Origin of the sequence: Chryseobacterium carnipullorum (assembly GCF_900142785.1) — a bacterium.
Lineage (GTDB): Bacteria > Bacteroidota > Bacteroidia > Flavobacteriales > Weeksellaceae > Chryseobacterium > Chryseobacterium carnipullorum.
On the sequence record NZ_FRCD01000009.1, the window covers coordinates 11,971 to 30,222 of the forward strand.

The 18,252-nt window shown below is 37.4% G+C and carries 15 protein-coding genes; 9 read left to right on the top strand and 6 right to left on the bottom strand.

Annotation, left to right across the window (positions count from 1 at the left end; all coding sequences use genetic code 11):
• Positions 1 to 106: 106 nt before the first annotated feature.
• Both BUC06_RS11240 and BUC06_RS23805 read right to left on the bottom strand, forming a co-directional pair.
• Positions 107 to 946, bottom strand: coding sequence for an alpha/beta fold hydrolase (locus tag BUC06_RS11240; RefSeq protein ID WP_139263350.1), 840 nt, complete (start codon positions 944 to 946; stop codon positions 107 to 109).
• Positions 900 to 1,100, bottom strand: coding sequence for a hypothetical protein (locus BUC06_RS23805; protein ID WP_167367419.1), 201 nt, complete (start codon positions 1,098 to 1,100; stop codon positions 900 to 902). The genes BUC06_RS11240 and BUC06_RS23805 overlap by 47 nt, the downstream gene beginning before the upstream one ends.
• A gap of 213 nt (positions 1,101 to 1,313) precedes the next feature.
• Between BUC06_RS23805 and BUC06_RS11245 the strand changes: the two genes are divergently transcribed.
• The 3 genes from BUC06_RS11245 (at position 1,314) to BUC06_RS11255 (ending at position 3,838) form a co-directional block, all read left to right on the top strand.
• Complete coding sequence (locus tag BUC06_RS11245; protein WP_073333894.1) at positions 1,314 to 2,225, top strand: ABC transporter ATP-binding protein; 912 nt, start codon at positions 1,314 to 1,316, stop codon at positions 2,223 to 2,225.
• Positions 2,218 to 3,063, top strand: coding sequence for an ABC transporter permease (locus BUC06_RS11250; RefSeq protein WP_073333897.1), 846 nt, complete (start codon positions 2,218 to 2,220; stop codon positions 3,061 to 3,063). Before BUC06_RS11245 ends, BUC06_RS11250 begins: the two co-directional genes overlap by 8 nt.
• A 160-nt stretch (positions 3,064 to 3,223) precedes the next feature.
• Positions 3,224 to 3,838, top strand: a complete 615-nt coding sequence (locus BUC06_RS11255; RefSeq protein ID WP_073334190.1) for a hypothetical protein — start codon at positions 3,224 to 3,226, stop codon at positions 3,836 to 3,838.
• 96 nt (positions 3,839 to 3,934) lie between these two features.
• On the opposite strand, the gene msrB is transcribed toward BUC06_RS11255, so the two are convergent.
• The 4 genes from msrB to BUC06_RS11275 all read right to left on the bottom strand — a co-directional run bounded on the left by msrB (position 3,935) and on the right by BUC06_RS11275 (position 6,420).
• Positions 3,935 to 5,032 carry a peptide-methionine (R)-S-oxide reductase MsrB gene (msrB, locus tag BUC06_RS11260; protein WP_073334191.1) on the bottom strand — a complete coding sequence of 366 codons (1,098 nt, stop codon included), beginning with the start codon at positions 5,030 to 5,032 and terminating at the stop codon, positions 3,935 to 3,937.
• A 20-nt stretch (positions 5,033 to 5,052) separates the two neighbouring features.
• Positions 5,053 to 5,499, bottom strand: coding sequence for a DUF417 family protein (locus tag BUC06_RS11265; RefSeq protein WP_073333899.1), 447 nt, complete (start codon positions 5,497 to 5,499; stop codon positions 5,053 to 5,055).
• 79 nt (positions 5,500 to 5,578) lie between these two features.
• The gene (locus BUC06_RS11270; RefSeq protein WP_073333902.1) at positions 5,579 to 5,851 is read right to left on the bottom strand and encodes a hypothetical protein; all 273 of its coding nucleotides are present in this window, start codon (positions 5,849 to 5,851) and stop codon (positions 5,579 to 5,581) included.
• Positions 5,852 to 5,865: 14 nt separating this feature from the next.
• Complete coding sequence (locus tag BUC06_RS11275; protein WP_073333905.1) at positions 5,866 to 6,420, bottom strand: sigma-70 family RNA polymerase sigma factor; 555 nt, start codon at positions 6,418 to 6,420, stop codon at positions 5,866 to 5,868.
• Positions 6,421 to 6,985: 565 nt separating this feature from the next.
• Between BUC06_RS11275 and alaS the strand changes: the two genes are divergently transcribed.
• The 6 genes from alaS (at position 6,986) to BUC06_RS11305 (ending at position 17,530) form a co-directional block, all read left to right on the top strand.
• Positions 6,986 to 9,589 carry an alanine--tRNA ligase gene (gene alaS, locus BUC06_RS11280; RefSeq protein ID WP_073333909.1) on the top strand — a complete coding sequence of 868 codons (2,604 nt, stop codon included), beginning with the start codon at positions 6,986 to 6,988 and terminating at the stop codon, positions 9,587 to 9,589.
• Positions 9,590 to 9,785: 196 nt separating this feature from the next.
• A complete protein-coding gene (locus BUC06_RS11285) occupies positions 9,786 to 11,267 on the top strand; it encodes a hypothetical protein (RefSeq protein WP_073333912.1) in 1,482 nt (493 codons plus the stop codon).
• Between the two features lie 66 nt (positions 11,268 to 11,333).
• Positions 11,334 to 13,148, top strand: a complete 1,815-nt coding sequence (locus tag BUC06_RS11290; RefSeq protein WP_073333916.1) for a cytochrome-c peroxidase — start codon at positions 11,334 to 11,336, stop codon at positions 13,146 to 13,148.
• A gap of 153 nt (positions 13,149 to 13,301) precedes the next feature.
• Positions 13,302 to 15,716 carry a hypothetical protein gene (locus tag BUC06_RS11295; RefSeq protein WP_073333919.1) on the top strand — a complete coding sequence of 805 codons (2,415 nt, stop codon included), beginning with the start codon at positions 13,302 to 13,304 and terminating at the stop codon, positions 15,714 to 15,716.
• 96 nt (positions 15,717 to 15,812) lie between these two features.
• Positions 15,813 to 16,049 (top strand): hypothetical protein, encoded by a 237-nt coding sequence (locus BUC06_RS11300; RefSeq protein WP_073333922.1) that lies wholly within the window; start codon positions 15,813 to 15,815, stop codon positions 16,047 to 16,049.
• A gap of 11 nt (positions 16,050 to 16,060) precedes the next feature.
• Positions 16,061 to 17,530, top strand: coding sequence for a M20/M25/M40 family metallo-hydrolase (locus BUC06_RS11305; protein ID WP_073333925.1), 1,470 nt, complete (start codon positions 16,061 to 16,063; stop codon positions 17,528 to 17,530).
• The last annotated feature ends 722 nt before the right edge of the window (positions 17,531 to 18,252 follow it).

Here is an 18,252-nt window from a genome sequence, read left to right on the forward strand (position 1 = left end):
TTTAATCTTAAAAATCTATTGAAAATTCATTAAAATAAACAGGTAGATGAAGACTTTGTTTAAGGAAGATTTTGCTTGAGCTTTAGATGATAAGTCAGAAGCTTTTTTATTTGGCTGTGATTTTTTTCACCATATCATTCACTGCATCTTCTATAATTTTAGGCTGGTCCTGATTAATGTAATGACCACTTTTCTCTGCTATTATCTGCCTGCTGTCTGTCGATAGATTCAAGAGATCTTTCTGCATTTTGTCCCAGGCTGTCAGTATTTCGTTTTTTATTTTTTGGTCTTTAATGAAACTGTTATATCTTGTCTGATCTCCTGCTGTAATAACAAAAAGAGGAACGGAACCAAAAGAATTGATTTTAGCGGCTTCTGTTTTTATAGATTTCATTTGATCCTGTTCTTCCAGCGTGGCATCGGCACTTTTATAAAGCAATGCAGGCATGAGAGAATTTTGGTATTGATATTGGGCAGTGGCCGGAAACATATTGCTGAACATCAGTCTTGCTGCTCCAAAAGTATTCGCAAATTTTAAAAAGCCAACGGGAAGTCCCTGGTTGACCATAGTGTATAATTCCGGTGACAAATATTTTTCATCAGCCGGATATTGACTGTCTACCAATACTACTCCTGCAACCTCTTCAGGATACTTTTTAACGAAAAATCTCGTCAGCATTCCACCAAAAGAATGTCCTACAAGGATATAAGGTTTGGGTACTTTAGAATTTTCCAGCAATGTGTGAAGTTCTTCTGCTATCTTTTCACCTGTCTTTGCATTAGTTCCTCTTTCGCTCCATAAAATTCCTGACCGGTCGTAGGAAAAGGTAGTGAAGGTTTGGGGAAGGTTCTGCTGGATATGATACCATTGCAAATGGCCCGCCGGATCGAAAGCCGTTTCAAAAACTACGGTCGGCCCGCCCGTTCCTTTCCGTAGATAATGCATTTTGTGGTTGTACCTCCGCCAGCTGACCGTCCGGATGAATTTTTTCAGCTTTTGAACGGGATATTTCCTCAAAAATAAATCCTGTCATTAAGACCAGAATTACAATTAAAAGGAGTAGCATCCCTATTCTTTTTAGCCATTTAGCAATTTTCATAGTTCTATTTTTTGATGGGGTTGAAAAATTTTAAAGCGGAAACTTTGTCAATGGGTCTTTCATCAATACAAATAGTTACACCGATAAAACAATGACCTGGTGAATCTTATTACTTTGAATATAAAGAAAGTTATTTCTATGCGATCTGAAAAATATCAAAAATTTGTAACAATCTCTCAATTACATAGACTACTACTATGTAAAACAAATTACATGGAAAAAATTTTGTCAGTAAAGAATTTAACCAAAAAATTCAAAAGAACAGTAGTCAACAATATCTCCTTTGATGTAGAAAAAGGAAATGTATATGGTTTATTGGGACCGAACGGAAGCGGAAAATCTACCACATTCGGGATGTTGCTGTCTACCATCAATCCTACCAGCGGAGACTGGTATTGGTTTGGAAAGAAAGGAACGGAGCCTGATACGCTGAAAAAAATAGGAGCGATTATTGAACAGCCTAATTTCTATCCTTATCTGGATGCTGAAACGAATCTTAAGATTGTAGCTGAGATCAAAGAAACTCCTTATACAAGAATTGCAGAAGTACTGAAAACAGTAGGTCTTTTTGAAAGAAAAAATGATACTTTCAAAACGTATTCTTTAGGAATGAAACAACGTCTCGCCATTGCTTCGGCGATGCTAAACAATCCTGAGGTGATGATCCTGGATGAACCAACCAACGGCCTGGACCCTGAAGGTATTATCCAAATCAGAGAGATCATCAGTAATATTGCAAAACAGGGCATTACCATTATTATTGCCAGCCATCTTCTGGATGAGATCGAAAAGATCTGCAGCCACGTGATCGTATTGAAAGAAGGAAATGCCATCTACAGCGGAAGAGTGGATGAAATGACGGCCAACAACGGATATTTTGAATTGAAAGCAGACAACAATACTGTACTTTTAAGTACTTTGGAAGAACTTCAATGGTTCAGCGCTGTAAAAATAGATGGAGAAATCATTAAAGCCCAAATCCGCGAAGACGCTTCTATATCTGCTTCGGCTTTGAATCAGAAACTGGCTGAAAAAGGAATTTTTCTATCGCACTTAACGAAGAAAAAACTCTCTCTTGAAACTCAATTCCTTGAACTTGTAAAAAACACGAATACCCATGCTTAAATTACTCAAACTTGAATACTATAAAAACCTGAATTACCGACCGTTCAAGGTTTTCACCATCTTATATTTTGCTATCCTGATCGCCCTTCTGTTCATAGGATTGGTAGATCTGGATATTTTTGGAGGAACCATCAATTTAAAGGAACAGGGAATTTATAACTTCCCTGAAATATGGAATTTCACCACCTGGATTGTCGCACTATTGAAAATTTTTCTGGGGCTGATCATTGTATTTTCGATCTCACAGGAATTTACGAACAGAATGTTTAAACAAAATACGATCGACGGTCTGAGCAGAAAGGAATTTATTGGATCAAAGCTTCTGACTATTACGATATTTACAATTGTTTCCACATTGATTGTATTTATTATCACTATGTTTTTAGGCCACCAATATTCTAAAGTTACCGACTCCGCAAAAGTGTATGAGGAGGTGTACTATATTGGAAATTACTTTGTGAAACTGTTTACTTTCTTTTCTTTCCTGATGTTCCTTTCGGTATTGCTGAGAAAATCAATGTTTGTATTCCTTGGTTTCTTTGCCTACTGGATTGCTGAAAAGATTTTAGCCGGAATTGAAGCTTATCAGAAATTAACCGGAATGCAAGGTGAGCAAAGAAAAGCAGTGCTTGAGAATGATTTCTTCATTACCAACCTTCTGCCTTTGGAAAGCATGTCTAATCTAATCCCAAACCCACTGATGCGATTGAATCTGGTAAAAGTAATGGGCGTAAAATATGAAGCTCATTATCCTACAGAAAGTATGATCGCCTGTATCATCTGGTCTATCGTCTTTATTTTGGGTTCTTACTGGATCCTGAGAAAAAGGGATTGGTAGATATTTGATATTGAAAGATTTAAAGATTTAAGAATTTAAAAGATTAAATAATGAAGTGGTCCTTTGGATCACTTTTTTGTTTTTTACAGCTGCTATGTTAAAAATAGTGGCTAAGCACTAAAGTATTCAATTTTTCATTAATTTTATAAAAATGATGGAAATGAAAAAGATTTATTACTTTCCGGGACTGATCAGCGCTGTATTAATTCCATTTTTATTCTGGTACTATGGAAGCCAGAGGGTACAGCCAAAATATACGGTTCTGGATTTTGCACTTCCTTCAAAAGAAGCCTACAATCCGAGGAATACCTTTGAACCTTTTAGAAATTGGAAGTATAAAAAAATCATTGTAAAGCCTAATACATTCATCCAAAATCAAGGATATTATATTTCTGAATTAAAGAAACTTCAAACAAGAAATGAAAGAGAAACCGGAATTGAGTTCGTCATTGATGATCATAACAGCTATCAGGATTTCATAGGACTCATAAATACCATGCAGCTCGTCAAACAGGAATCTTATGCAATTGATGTAGAGAGAACAGGTCATTTTTTTGCTGTCCATTTTTATAAAGATCCTAATGAAATGGACAGAGCCAATGATAATGTAGGACCAGATCCTTACTATAAAGAAAGAGAAACCATGAATTTTTCAGATCCAGAAAATGTGATAAAAAATCTACCTAAACAGGCATTTTATATTATCTTCGGATTTTTATTTCTACTGAATATCTCAATGTTCAGTATTAAAGAAAGGTTTCAAGTCCATTACTAAAGGTACTAAAACAGCTGCGTTATCTGCGGGATATAATAAGTTGTACATTTGGGTGTAAATAAAAAAAGACCGCCTCTCGGCGGTCTCTCCTTCATATCACTTTTTATCCAACAACGGAAGATAATCTCCGTAGCCTTTTTTCTCCATTTCAGCTTTGGGAACAAACTTCAGTGAAGCACTGTTGATACAGTATCTAAGTCCTCCTTTATCCGCAGGTCCATCGTTGAAAACATGTCCAAGGTGAGCATCTCCGGTTTTACTTCTTACTTCCACCCTGATCATTCCAGCTGATTTATCCATTTTCTCATCGATCAGTTTTTTAGTAATCGGTTTTGAAAAACTTGGCCATCCGCAACCTGATTCAAACTTATCGGTAGAAATAAATAAAGGTTCACCAGTGGTGATGTCTACATAGATTCCTTCACGGGTTTCGTTCCAGTATTCATTTTGGAAAGGTCTTTCTGTTCCATTTTCCTGCGTTACATTGTATTGTTCTGCAGTCAGTTTTTCCTTTAAAGCTTTTTTATCCTGCTTTTGATATTTTGCTTTAGGAAGAGGGTTTGCATTTTTGGCCATTTCAAAAAGTCCCGGCTCGATATGACAGTAGCCGCCTGGATTTTTATCCAGATAATCCTGATGATAATCTTCAGCCTTGTAGAAATTTTTCAAAGCAACGGTTTCCACCACTACAGGTTTTGAGTAATTTTTAGCCAATTTTGAAACCTCATTTTTCACTACTTCTTCATCTGCTTTATTGGAGAAGTAAATTCCGGTTCTGTACTGGTTTCCTCTGTCATTCCCCTGTTGATCAAGAGTCGTAGGATCTATTGTTTTAAAATAAAGATCGATCAGCAGTTTAAGATCAACCTGTTCAGGATCATATTTTACTTTTACCGTTTCCGCAAAACCTGTGGTATGGCTCACCACTTCTTCATAGGTTGGATTTTGAGTATTTCCGTTGGCATATCCTACTTCAGTTCCCACGACTCCGCGGATCTGCTGAAAGAAGTGCTCCGTTCCCCAAAAGCATCCGCCTGCAAAATAGATTTCTCTGACATTTTTATTATCCATAATTTTCTCATTTTCCTTTTCTGTTGTTATTCCCTTGGACTTAGAATTTTTAAATAGCCCCGATCCTGCAGCAAAAACTGCGATACCCAGAATAATTCCGAGTACGATAAATATATTTTTCATTTTTTTCTTTTTATCCATTACTATTTATTGTTTTGAACGATCATCAACCCGAATCCCAATAACATGAGATCTTTCAGAATAAAGAAATCTGTGACAGGAACGCCATCTACTATTTTCCAAATTCCGGGAGTCGTAAACAGATAGCTTAATGTGACCAGAAATGTGACGATCATTCCTATTCCGGCATACTTCTTTAGAAATGCAAATTTCACACTAAACATCAATAATAGGGCAATGATAATTTCTATCACTCCGATAGTATTTGATATCGTCTGCACACTTGCTATTTTATATACGAAGAAAGTAAGAAAATGGTTTTCCAGCAAGGGTTTAATGGCCGCAGCCTCAGTAGGCGTAAATTTGAATATTCCGATCCAGAGCAAAATCAATGCTGCTCCGAAAAGTGAAATATAATATCCTGATTTGTACGTCCCTGATCCGGGGTTAAGTGGTGATGTTCCGTTCATGTCTTTAAGATTTTGAATGATACTTTATTATTTTCAAAAGTATAGTCGGAACAAATTCAAAATCCTGACAGTATTTTATTTAAAGATCCAGTTTTTCCAAAACTTTATTTTTAAACTCCTGAATATCAGAAGTATTAATTTCAGTTTTTTCTTTTTGAGAAAGCTTTCTTTTTAAAATATCATCCAAAATTTTCAGTTTTTCTTCATAAGCACGGCACCATTTACAAATTTTCAAGTGCATAGAAAGCTGCCAGTCTTCCTTCCGGGAGATGAGCTGTGCATTCCTTTTTTCCATCAGCATCGTAGCTTTGCTGCAAGGCAGGAACAAAATATGAATCAATTTTCTCAACATGTTGTATGATACGGTTATAAGTTGGCAAACCAGTTAACATCAAGGCATTCCCTCAGCTGCATTCTGCTTCTCTGAAGGATCTTCCAAAGATTAGTCGCAGAAATATCCAGTTCCTGACTCACTTCCGGTGCTTTTTTTTCCTCAAGATAATACATTTTCAATGGAATTTTCCATCTGGAGGGTAAATCCTGAATACAATCTTCTAACGTTTTATTAAAATCATGATTGTCTAAAAGTTCAGATTCTTTATCTGAAACATTCCAGTCATTCAAAACACCGTCATTTTTCCAGGATCCGGTTTCATCAAAAAAATGGTCCAGACTGATCTGTGGTTCTGATTTGTATTTTCTCCGGTAAAAGTCAGCGGCTTTTCTATTTAAAATAGCCATCAGCCAGGTGAGCGGCTGGCTTTTCCCTTCAAAAGAATCATAGGACGAAAATGCAGCGATAAAAACTTCCTGTACTATATCTTCTGCTTCTGCTCTATCTGAAAGTACATACGCTGCTCTTTTCAGAAGAGGTTCGGAATACTGTTCTACCCAGCTTTTCAGCACTTCATTTTTCGTCATTTCTTATTCTTTACTATGATAAAAACTAATTTTTCCAATGTGTTCAGACAATAATGCAGTCTTTCGAAATCGTAAAATCTATTGAGTCTTTATTCTAATATTAAAACGAATATAAAAAGTTAAATCATAACCTGCAAAAATTTTATTACGCATGCCATTGTGAACCAACGGTGAAAAAAAATATTTACTTATTCCGAGTTCAGATTAAGGGAATTAAAAGAAGCTTAGAAAGTGACAGTATCCTTGTCAAGGTTTAAAACCTTGACAAGGATATAGAAAGTGACAGAAACTTTGTATCGCGGCAGTGAATACTTACGCTTTAATATTTGCTGAAAATCTTCAGTTTTATCGCAACTTAAAAACAGTTTCATATTTAAGAACCTTTGCGCCTTTGCATTAATCGAAGAATTCTCTATCCGATTCAAAATTAGCTGAAATGTCTTTCTATAAAAAATTCAAGTCCTGCCCCATTCAAAACATAGCATAAAATTATTTACAAATCGCTTAAAAACATTAAATTTGCATCTTATCAAAAATTTGATAGTTTTAAAAGCAAAGCAATACTATGACATCACAAGAGATACGTCAAAAATTTTTAGATTATTTTAAAAGTAAAGACCACCTGATCGTTCCTTCAGCACCTATTGTTCTGAAAGACGACCCTACCCTTATGTTTTCCAACTCAGGAATGACGCAGTTCAAAGATTTTTTCTTAGGCTACAAAACGCCTACGGCCCCGAGAATTGCCGATACACAGAAATGTCTTAGAGTTTCAGGGAAGCATAATGACCTGGATGATGTGGGAAGAGATACCTACCACCATACCATGTTTGAAATGTTAGGAAACTGGTCTTTTGGGGATTATTTCAAAAAAGATGCTATTGCTTTTGCCTGGGAATTACTGACTGAAGTATTCGGTGTTCCCAAAGAAAATTTATATGTAACCATTTTCGAAGGGGATGCTTCTGAAAATCTTGAAAGAGATCAGGATGCCTACGACTTCTGGAAATCACATATTTCTGAAGACAGAATTATCAATGGTAATAAGAAAGATAATTTCTGGGAAATGGGGGAAAGCGGACCGTGCGGACCGTGTTCAGAAATCCATATCGACCTGAGAACACCTGAAGAAAAAGCTAAAGTTTCAGGGCTTGACCTGGTTAACAACGATCACCCTCAGGTGGTTGAAGTATGGAACCTGGTTTTCATGGAATTCAACAGAAAGGCAGATAAGAGTTTAGAAAAACTGCCTCAACAGCATGTGGATACAGGAATGGGCTTCGAGCGTCTTTGTATGGCACTTCAGGGCAAATCTTCCAACTATGATACTGACGTTTTCACACCGCTTATTGCTAAAGTGGAAGAACTTTCAGGTAAAAAATATACCGGGATTTTAGAAGACGAAAAAGATATTGCGATCCGTGTTGTGGTAGACCATATCAGAGCGGTTTCATTTGCGATTGCAGATGGACAGCTTCCTTCCAATGGAGGGGCAGGATATGTGATCAGAAGAATTTTAAGAAGAGCCATTTCTTATTCTTACCGATTCCTGGATATGAAAGAACCTTTCCTTTATGAATTGGTGGCTGTTCTTAAAGATCAGATGGGCGCATTTTTCCCTGAATTGGAAAAACAAGGCAACCTGGTAACTGAGGTTATTAAAAGTGAAGAGGATTCATTCTTAAAAACCATTGAAAATGGGTTAATAAGAGTTGAAAAATTAATTGAGCAGACAATTGCAGACGGTTCAAAAGTATTACCAAGCGAAGAAGTTTTCGAATTATATGATACTTATGGATTCCCGGATGATTTAACGAGAATTATCGCAGAGGAAAAAGGTCTTACCATTGATGAAGCTGGGTTCAAAGCTGAAATGGAAAAGCAGAAGCTTCGTTCAAAGGCGGATTCTGCTCAGAAAGTATACGACTGGGTCACTTTAGAAACAAAACCTGAAAACTTTGTAGGCTACGATCAGATCGAATCTGAAACCTATATTACAAGATACAGAAAAGTAGAAAATAAAGACGGAGAATTCTACCAGGTGGTATTGAGCAGTTCTCCTTTCTATCCTGAAGGCGGTGGCCAGGTGGGAGATAAAGGGGTTCTTGAAAATGCTGTTGAAAGCTTTGAGGTTTTAGAAACTAAAAAAGAAAACGGACTGATCATCTCATTGATTAATGGTCTTCCGAAAGATGCAGGAGCTGTTTTCTATGCTAAAGCTAATGCTACCGACAGAAAAAACTCTCAGGCTAACCACTCTGTGACTCACCTTTTACATGAGGCACTAAGAGAGGTTCTAGGAACTCACGTTGAGCAGAAAGGTTCTTACGTAGGTCCTGACTATCTTCGTTTTGACTTCTCTCATTTCAATAAAATGACGGAGGAAGAATTGGCGCTGGTAGAAGAAAAAGTAAACCACAAGATCAAGGAAAGTATTGCTTTACAAGAGTTCAGAAGTATTCCTATTCAGGAGGCTTTGGAGAAGGGAGCAATGGCTTTATTCGGTGAAAAATACGGTGATAGCGTAAGAATGATCCAGTTTGGAAGCTCTAAGGAACTTTGTGGTGGAACTCACGTAAAAAATACCATTGAGATCGGTCATTTCAAAATTACTTCCGAAGGTTCTGCTGCTGCAGGAATCAGAAGAATTGAAGCGATTTCCGGAGACAAGTCTGAAGAATATTTCAAAAACCTGGAAAACCAAATTCACGAGCTTTCTCAATTATTGAAATCTAAAGATGTGGTACGATCTATTGAAAAACTGATGGAAGAAAACGCTTCTTTAAAATCTGAAGTGGAAGCTCTTAAAAAAGAAAAAGCGAAAGGTGAGATCGGCGAATGGAAAAATGCTTACGAGCAAAAAGGAAACAAACAGCTATTGGTGAAGAAAACGTCTCTGGATGCTGGTTCCGTAAAAGATATCGTATTCCAGTTGAAGAAAGAAATCCCGACTTCCGTAACGATCATTCTTTCTGATGCCGATGGAAAACCAATGATTACCGTTGGTGTTTCTGATGATCTTGCAGCAGATTACCAGGCCGGAGCGATCGTAAAAGACCTGGCAAAAGAGATCCAGGGCGGTGGCGGTGGAAATCCGGGCTTCGCCACCGCAGGAGGTAAAAATCTTGACGGTTTGGAAAATGCTTACCAAAAGGCTTTAAATATTTAGGATCAAACGTCCTTTATCATAAAAACAGTAAAAACTCCTGAAAAATTTCAGGAGTTTTTTTATTTATATTCATTCTAATTATTGATCTTATCTTAACAAACCATTACCTAAACTTAAACTATTGGTTTCGTCCTCGTAAAATACAATTCACAATAGACCTTTAGCTTTGCTACTATCGAAATCAATATAAGTAATTATGAAAATTAACAAAACTATTGGAGCTCTGCTGTTTGCTTCTATGGCCTTTCAGGGTTGTAATGACGACAACACCGACCAGCAGGAAACCAATCCTGTCAATCAGAATATCAAGATTGAAAATTTTTCACAGGAACCCGCCTTCGTTTATGGAATGACGGGATTTGAAAATCTGAACATCACGACCCTGATCTCAAGTTCTGATGTACTTTCAGGAACTCCGAATTTTGTTTTCGCAGGACAGCCGGACGGTATGGGAATCATGAAAGATCCTAATTCTGACGGCTACTTAATGATCACCAACCATGAGATCACCCAATCTGTTTCCAGAGTTTATTTAGATAAAACATTTAAGCCTTTCAAAGGAGAATACATCCTGAACGGAATGGGCGGTATGACCAGATTATGCTCTGCTACACTGGCTACCCCTGAAACCCACGGATTCAGCGCTTTTCTTACCGCTGGTGAATCTGGCGAAGAAAGTATGGTACATGCTCTTAATCCATTGGCTCCTGCTTCTCAGGCCTCTGATCAGACACGAGTAAAGCCGGCTTTGGGAAAAGCTTCTATGGAAAACGCAGTTCCGCTTCCTAAAGATATTTCAGGCGGAAAAACATATATTATGATTGGTGAAGATCAGTCTTATTCTTCTTCACACCAGTCTGCAGGACAGCTGATCATGTACGTTTCTACAACGCAGGGTGACCTTGATAACGGGAAACTGTATGCTTTAAAAAGAACCAACAGCAATTATACAGAAACTGATATGGTAAAAGGCAGTTCTTACGATGTTGAATTCGTGGAAATTCCAAATGCTAAAAACCTTACAGGTGCACAAATCAATCAGAAAAATATTGATAATAATGCGATCCGCTTTTCAAGAGTTGAAGATGTAGATTATAGAAAAGGAGCCGGAAAAGGAAGAGAAATTTACTTTACGGCAACGGGAGAATCTTCAGACGGTGTCACGCCAAAGCCGGGATTGACGATGTGGGGAAGAGTCTACAAGCTGGTCCTTAATGAAAATAATATGCTTACCGGAAAACTGGAAGTAGCCGCAGAAGGAGATTCTAATCCTGGTCATAACCTGATCAATCCTGATAATTTATGCGTGACTGAAAACTTTGTCTATATTCAGGAAGACGGCGACTCTTATTATACAGCAGCAGCTCACGATTCTTATATCTGGCAGCTCAACATTGCGACAAAACAATACAAACCATGGCTGAATATGAAACACAACAGATTGGATACAGCCTGGCAGACCGCTTATAATCAATCCGGAACCCTTCAGAAGTTTGGTTCATGGGAATATGGAGCGATGGTGGATATTTCAGATATCATCGGAATTCCAAACACTTTTACCGTTAATATTCATTCGCATACATGGCAGAAGGATAAGTTCAAGAATGCAGACGGTGCAGGCGTAAATACGAACAAGGAAGGCGGCCAGATCGTCATCATCAGAAACGTAGAGAAATAGTTTTTAAATATCCAGTAAATAATAAAGTATCAGCAGGAAAATTCCCGTTGGTACTTTTTCATACCTATGAAAATACTTTCAAAATATCCGGTCCTTATTGTTTTATTCACTGTAATTGTTCTTTTTATTTTTTTTCAATGCAAAAATGACAAACATGCACCCATTAATCAAGATCTGAGTGTTGTAAAAAGTGAAATAGCCAAAACCAATGCTTTATTTGAAAAACAGATCAGTGAGCTGTTGCTTCTTGTGTCAGACAATGCAGAGGAAAAGACGATTCAACAGAAATTTGAAGATCTCAGAATAACGTATAAAAAAATGGAATGGGCGGTAGAATATTTCCTGCCGAATTCTGCCAGATTTATCAACGGTCCTGCTCTTCCTGAAATTGAAATGGATGAGCATACGGAACTTGAGCCGGAAGGCCTTCAGGTTTTGGAAGAACTTTTCTATCCCTACACTCCTCAAAATAAAAATGAAGCTGTACGGTTGCTGAAGAAACTGACCAATAAAAGCAATACGATAAAGGTCAATTTTCAGGCAATCTCTGTGAGTAGAGATCAGGTTTTTGATGCAATAAGACAGGAGATTTTCAGAATTTCGAGTCTGGGAATTTCCGGTTTTGACACCCCCGTATCGGGAACTTTTTTAAGGGAAATGCCTTATTCTCTGGAATCGGTTAAACTGACATTACAACAGATCTCTACGCAACAGCCCCAAGATAAAGTATTAAAAAAAATCAATACTGCAATTGATTCAGCCATTGCTGTTCTAAGGAAAAATACAGACAGAGATCGTTTTGATTATGTCAATTTTATTCCAGATCATCTCAATACAATCTCTTCTTTACTGCTGGAATTTAAAAAGCAGGAAAATATTCCCGATATTGAAGTAACTTCTGCCTTAAGCAAGAATGCTGCAACCTTTTTTTCAAAAAACGCTTTCAATCCGAATGCTTTTGTTCCCGGGAAAGAATTTGCATTCTCTGATGAAAAGGCAGCGCTGGGGAAAAAACTGTTTAACGACAATATTCTTTCCAACAGCAATAACAGAAACTGTGCAACATGTCATATTCCTGAAAAGGCTTTTACAGACGGTCTCGCCAAGTCGATGTCATTGGAGAATGCAGAATTGCATCGAAATGCACCATCGTTAAATTATGCAGGTTTTCAGCACGGACAATTCTGGGATATGCGAAAAGATGATCTGGAAGGCCAGAGTTCAGACGTGATCTCGAATAAAGAGGAAATGCACGGCGACCTGAATCTTATTCTTGGTAAAATCAATCGGGACACCAAATATCTTCCGGAGTTTAAGAAAATCTATAAAACGTCAAAAGCTGAAACCTGGCAGCTTCAGAATGTACTGGCAAGTTACATCCGTTCTCTGGCAAAATTCAATTCTAATTTCGATGAATACATGAGGGGCAACAGATCTGCCATGACGGAAAGCCAGAAAAGAGGGTTTAATCTTTTTGTAGGAAAAGGTCAGTGTGCTTTATGTCATTTCATTCCTTTATTCAATGGAACGGTTCCTCCCAATTTCAAAAAAACAGAACAGGAGGTCCTGGGAACTGCTGTGAATGGTGACAACAAGATGTTTGATCAGGATTTAGGAAGAGGAAAATTCCATGAACTGGTTGAGGCTTTGCAACATTCTTTTAAAACCCCAACTCTTAGAAATATCAGTAAAACAGCTCCCTATATGCATAACGGTGGCTATAAAACACTGAAGGAAGTCATGAATTTTTATAATAAAGGAGGCGGAAAAGGCCTCGGCTTTAAAGTAGAAAACCAAACGCTTTCCGACACCCCTCTACAACTTACCGACAAAGAAACAGATGAAATGATAGATTTCATGCATGCGTTGGATGATCAGTAAAATAATCGTGTTTTTCGCAAGTTATATTGATTATTTTCATCGGTATTTTTACTGCATTTTTCTATCAAAAATTTAGACCAAATCAATGTCACAACATATCATAAAAACTTTCTTAACACAAGAAATATCATTACTTTTGACCTAGTTTTTTACATGAAAAGGTTTTTAGTTTTATTATTTTTACTGATGTATTTCTTTGGTTATTCTCAATCAAAGATCAGGGTTATAGATGAAACTGACCAGAAACCCATATCTCATGCAAAAATCTCCTGTGATGGAAAAGTCATTGGTTTTACAGACATCCAGGGCATACTGGAATTTAAAGCATCATGCAACAGCATAGAAATCCAGGCGGAAAATTACCTGAAAGAAACAGCCACTGCAGAGGCCGAAATGGAAGTTTCGATGCAAAAAAAACCATCAAAAACGACTGATATTGAAGCGGTCGTGATTGAAGACCGCAGTGATCCGAGGGCTTTGGAGATTCTTAAAAAAGTCAATAGATTGTTTAGGGAAAATTCACCCAAAAGCCTGGGATCTTACTCTTTTAAATCTTATGAAAAAATCTCTCTCGATATAGATCAGGACAGCATTACCCAGTTTAACCAGTTTTTTAATACACCTGATTTTTTAAAGAAAAAAAGAGAAAAAGATTCATTAAGCACTATTTCGGCAAAACAAATCTTTTCAAAAAGTAAACTCTTCCTGTGGGAAAGAGCCCAGGAGTTTTTGTATTCTAAACAATATGGCGAGAAGATCAATATTCTGGACAACAGAATTTCCGGTCTTAAGCAGCCTATCTATGAAATGATCGCTGTACAGCAAAGCAACAGGGATAAAATCCCCAACCAGATCAAACAGGAAAACAGAGGCCTTTACCGCTTTTTTCTTTCGGATACCATTGAGGTAAGCGGAAGGAAGACTTACGTCATCCGTTTCCGTGAAGTAAATTACAAAAAGCAGGACAAAAAAAGAAAGTACAACGGTGTTATCTACATAGACACGGAGACCTACGGTATCCAGAAGATCGAAAATTTCAGCAAGACTAAAAACGACGGTATTATCACAAGTACCTGGGTTTTTTATAACAACAAATGGTTTCTGTCTCAGGAAAAAGTAAAACTGAGAATGAGCAAAGTTGCCATGGAAGAGGATACGAAAAAGAAAACGGAAGAGCATCCTGAAAAAAAGGAAAGGACCAGTTTCGGGACCTATGCTTTCCTTACCTCCACCTATTTTGATTTCAAGTCGCCTATCGAAGAAAACCCGAATCATTTTAAAGGCTACACTTTTTCCGTAAAAAATGCTGACGGACATTTGCTTGATCAATACAGAACTGATCCTCTGACAGAAAGAGAGCGGAATACCTACACCATCATCGATAGTTTAGGCAAAAAATACAATATCGACAGCAAGGCAAAAATTCTGACCGGACTTATCAACGGGCAGATCAGAATGGGTATCGTGGATTTTGCGGTAGATGAGATCGTGAATTTCAACTTGTATGAAGGTTTCAGAGTAGGCTTAAAAGCTAAACTGAATGAGACTTTCAATCCTTACTTTTCACCGGATTATTATTTTGCTTACGGTTTCAAGGACGACAAATGGAAGTACGGAATCGGTTTGGATATGAAAACCACACTGGACAAAAATTCATTTTTCAGAATTGAATATTATAATGATGTGACAGCTTCAGGAGAATTCTACAGAAGACTGTGGAATTTCAAGATGAGAACGATGAATTACGGGAACAATATCAACAATGACAAATACTATCAGTACAGAGGGGCTTCCCTATCCTATCTGAATGATGTAACGAATGGACTTACTCTGGTTTTTGCTGCCAAGAGAAATATTGAAGAAGCTAAATTTGATTATCAGTTCAGAGGAAAAGGTGGCCAGTTTGATAATTTCAATACCCTCTTTACTTTAAAGTATTCTCCCAATTCTACCAATATCATGACGCCTCAGGGAAAATCGATCATCGATCAGAAATATCCTGAGCTGTATCTGAACTATGAACAGAGTTATAAAGTTTTAGGCGGAGATTTCAACTACACCCGTTTTGATGCGCTTTTCGTTCATAACTTTAAGACGATGCTAGGAACCACCGGATTCAGATTGTATGGGGGAATCGTGTTGGGGGAAGCTCCTATCTGGAAACATTTTACAATGAACGGGCTGGCGTCTCCGAGCAAGGATTTTAATTTCAACCTTACTTCTTATCTGGGTTTTGCCACACTGGAAGGTGGTAAATATTACAATGATAAGTTTGTAGCCTACTACTTCACTCATAAACTTCCGCTGTATTTCAAAAGTTTCGGACAGAATATCTCCAGCTTCGATTTTGTATTAAGAGGAACCATCGGAGATATGAAGCATCCGGAATACCATGAGTTCAGATTCAGAAAACTGGACCATCTGTATCAGGAAGTCGGCCTTGAATGGAATAATTTCCTTTCCACTTACTTCAATTTAGGACTTTTCTATAGAGTAGGATACTACACCACTCCCAATTTTAAACAGAATTTTGCCATTCAGTTTAAGTTGAAAGTACTAGAATTTTAATTATCGAAACATCAATTCTCTCAAAGAAAAACGAAATTTAAGTAACATCATAAATTCATAAATTCATAAATTCATAAACATATAAAAAAACGGAATATGCAGCGAATAGAAATAAAAGCGGAACAGTTTTTTGAATTATTAAAACTGAAAGACACCCCGATGTGGGAAATTTTCTCCCAAATGATTGATGGTAATGAAAAGGAAATTATATTTCTGGATAATGAAGATAAAGTTCTTTTTAATTATATCCTTCCCGCTAATCAGGAAAAGCTTGAGGAAGACCGAAAGGAATTTTCAAAACAGTTTTCAGATAAATTGGCTAACTTCAATTAATTTTTTTTTAGATGAATAAACGTTACGTATTCTCTCTATTAAGTATTTTCCTTTTCAGCTTCGGGAATGCTCAGAATGATAAAAAACCTCTGGTCTCTGCCATCAAGGAAGCCGACCTGAGAAAAGATATGTATGAACTCGCTGCGGACCAGTTTTGGGGCCGTGAAGCCGGAACCTTAGATGAATTAAAAGTATCCATGTGGCTGGCAGATAAAGCCAAAGAAGCCGGAATGAAACCAGCCGGCGACAACGGTACATTTTTCCAGTTTTTTGATATGTACAGACATCAGGTAATTCCTCAAAGCAGTCTGAAAATCGGAGACAGCAGCCTGAAATTATGGAAAGATTTCCTGGTTGCAGAACCGGTGAATGCCGCTATTGATGCTGAGATTGTTTATGCAGGAACGGCAGAACCTGAAGAAATTTCTAAATTGAATATCAAAGGAAAAGTACTTGCCATCAATGCTTCCGATAAAAATATTGATAAGGAAATGACTCTTTTTGTAAGAAGATATCCAGGATTTGTAAGAACCAAATATTACAACAAAGCCTATGAACTGGGAGCAAAAGCAGTGATCTTTATCACAGACGATATTTCCGAAAAAAGCTGGGTAGAAGTTCTTCCTCAAATGACAAGAGGAACTTACGGTGTAGAAGGTTTGAGAGAAAAAATAACGAATAATATCCCTGTTTTATGGATCAAAAGAGAAAATGCAGGTTGGGTAAAAAATAATTCTAAGATATCGCTGAACGTCATCACGGAAACCTACAAATATCCTTCTGTGAATATTATCGGAAAGATAGAAGGTACAGATCCAAAACTTAAAGAAGAATACGTTTTACTAAGCGGACATCAGGATCATGACGGAATCAGACATCCTGTAAAAAATGACACCATCTACAACGGTGCTGATGATAACGCCAGTACTTGTGTGGCTATGCTTGCCATGGCCAGAGCCTACAAAAAGCAACCCGGAAAAAGAAGTATCCTATTTGTTTTCCATGGAGCCGAAGAAAGAGGATTGCTAGGTTCCAGATGGCACGCAGCGCACCCTGTAGTTCCAAAAGAAAAGATAGTAGCCGTGTTAAACGGTGACATGATCGGAAGAAATGATAATAATAAAGCGGCTCTCCTGGGAGGAAATGCACCCCATAAAAATTCTGAAGAACTGGTAAAAATGGCTGAGGATGCCAATAATGAAAGTACAAAGTTCAAATACCTGAAAGATTGGGATTCTCCTAACCACGCAGAATATTTCTACTTCAGAAGCGATCACCTGCCATATGCAAAAATTGGTATTCCCGCTATATTTTTCACCAGCGTACTGCATGATCAATATCATACCCCTCAGGATGAATCTGAGAATATCAACTATAAAAAGCTTTATAAAATGACGGAATGGATGTACAGAACATCATGGAAAGTAGCCAATGAGGCTGAACGTCCGAAAGTGATTTCGAATTTTACGCTTGAGAGATAAAGGAATCGGCGGCCCGAAGGGCCGCCGATTCTACTTTTTGTCATTGCGAGGAGCGTAGCAACGAAGCAATCTCTTTATTCTTTATTCTTTACTCTCAAGATTACTTCTCATAGCTTCAAACTACATTCTCCCAAATATTCTCTATTCTTCTTTTGTCTTGAAACAAAAGAATCAAAAGTTCAAGACTGGGAAACTTCCGCTAAAAATAAATCCTGTTCTCTAAAAATTCTAAAACTTGCGCGGATTTATTATTTCTTCTTCGTTTCAATTACAGTCCCGCGCTTAGGACAGTAGAATTTTCTTAACGTTCACAGGATTGATTTTTTTGACGCTCCATTTTCCTAGGTCAGATATTTAGGTTGCAAATTCAATTTTCCCCAAACTTTACAATAAATCATTCGTCTTAAACTTAGTATTCTTTGTCATTGCGAGGAGCGGAGCGACGAAGCAATCTCTTTATTCTTTCTTCTTTACTCTCAAGATTACTTCTCATTGCTTCACAAATTCTGCAAATATTCTTTATTCTTCTTTTGTCTTGAAACAAAAGAATCAAAAATTCAAGACTGGGAAACTTCCGCTAAAAATAAATCCTGTTCTCTAAAAATTCTAAAACTTGCGCGGATTTATTATTTCTTCTTCGTTTCAATTACAGTCCCGCGCTTCGGACAGTAGAATTTTCTTAACGTTCACAGGATTGATTTTTTTTGACGCTCCATTTTCCT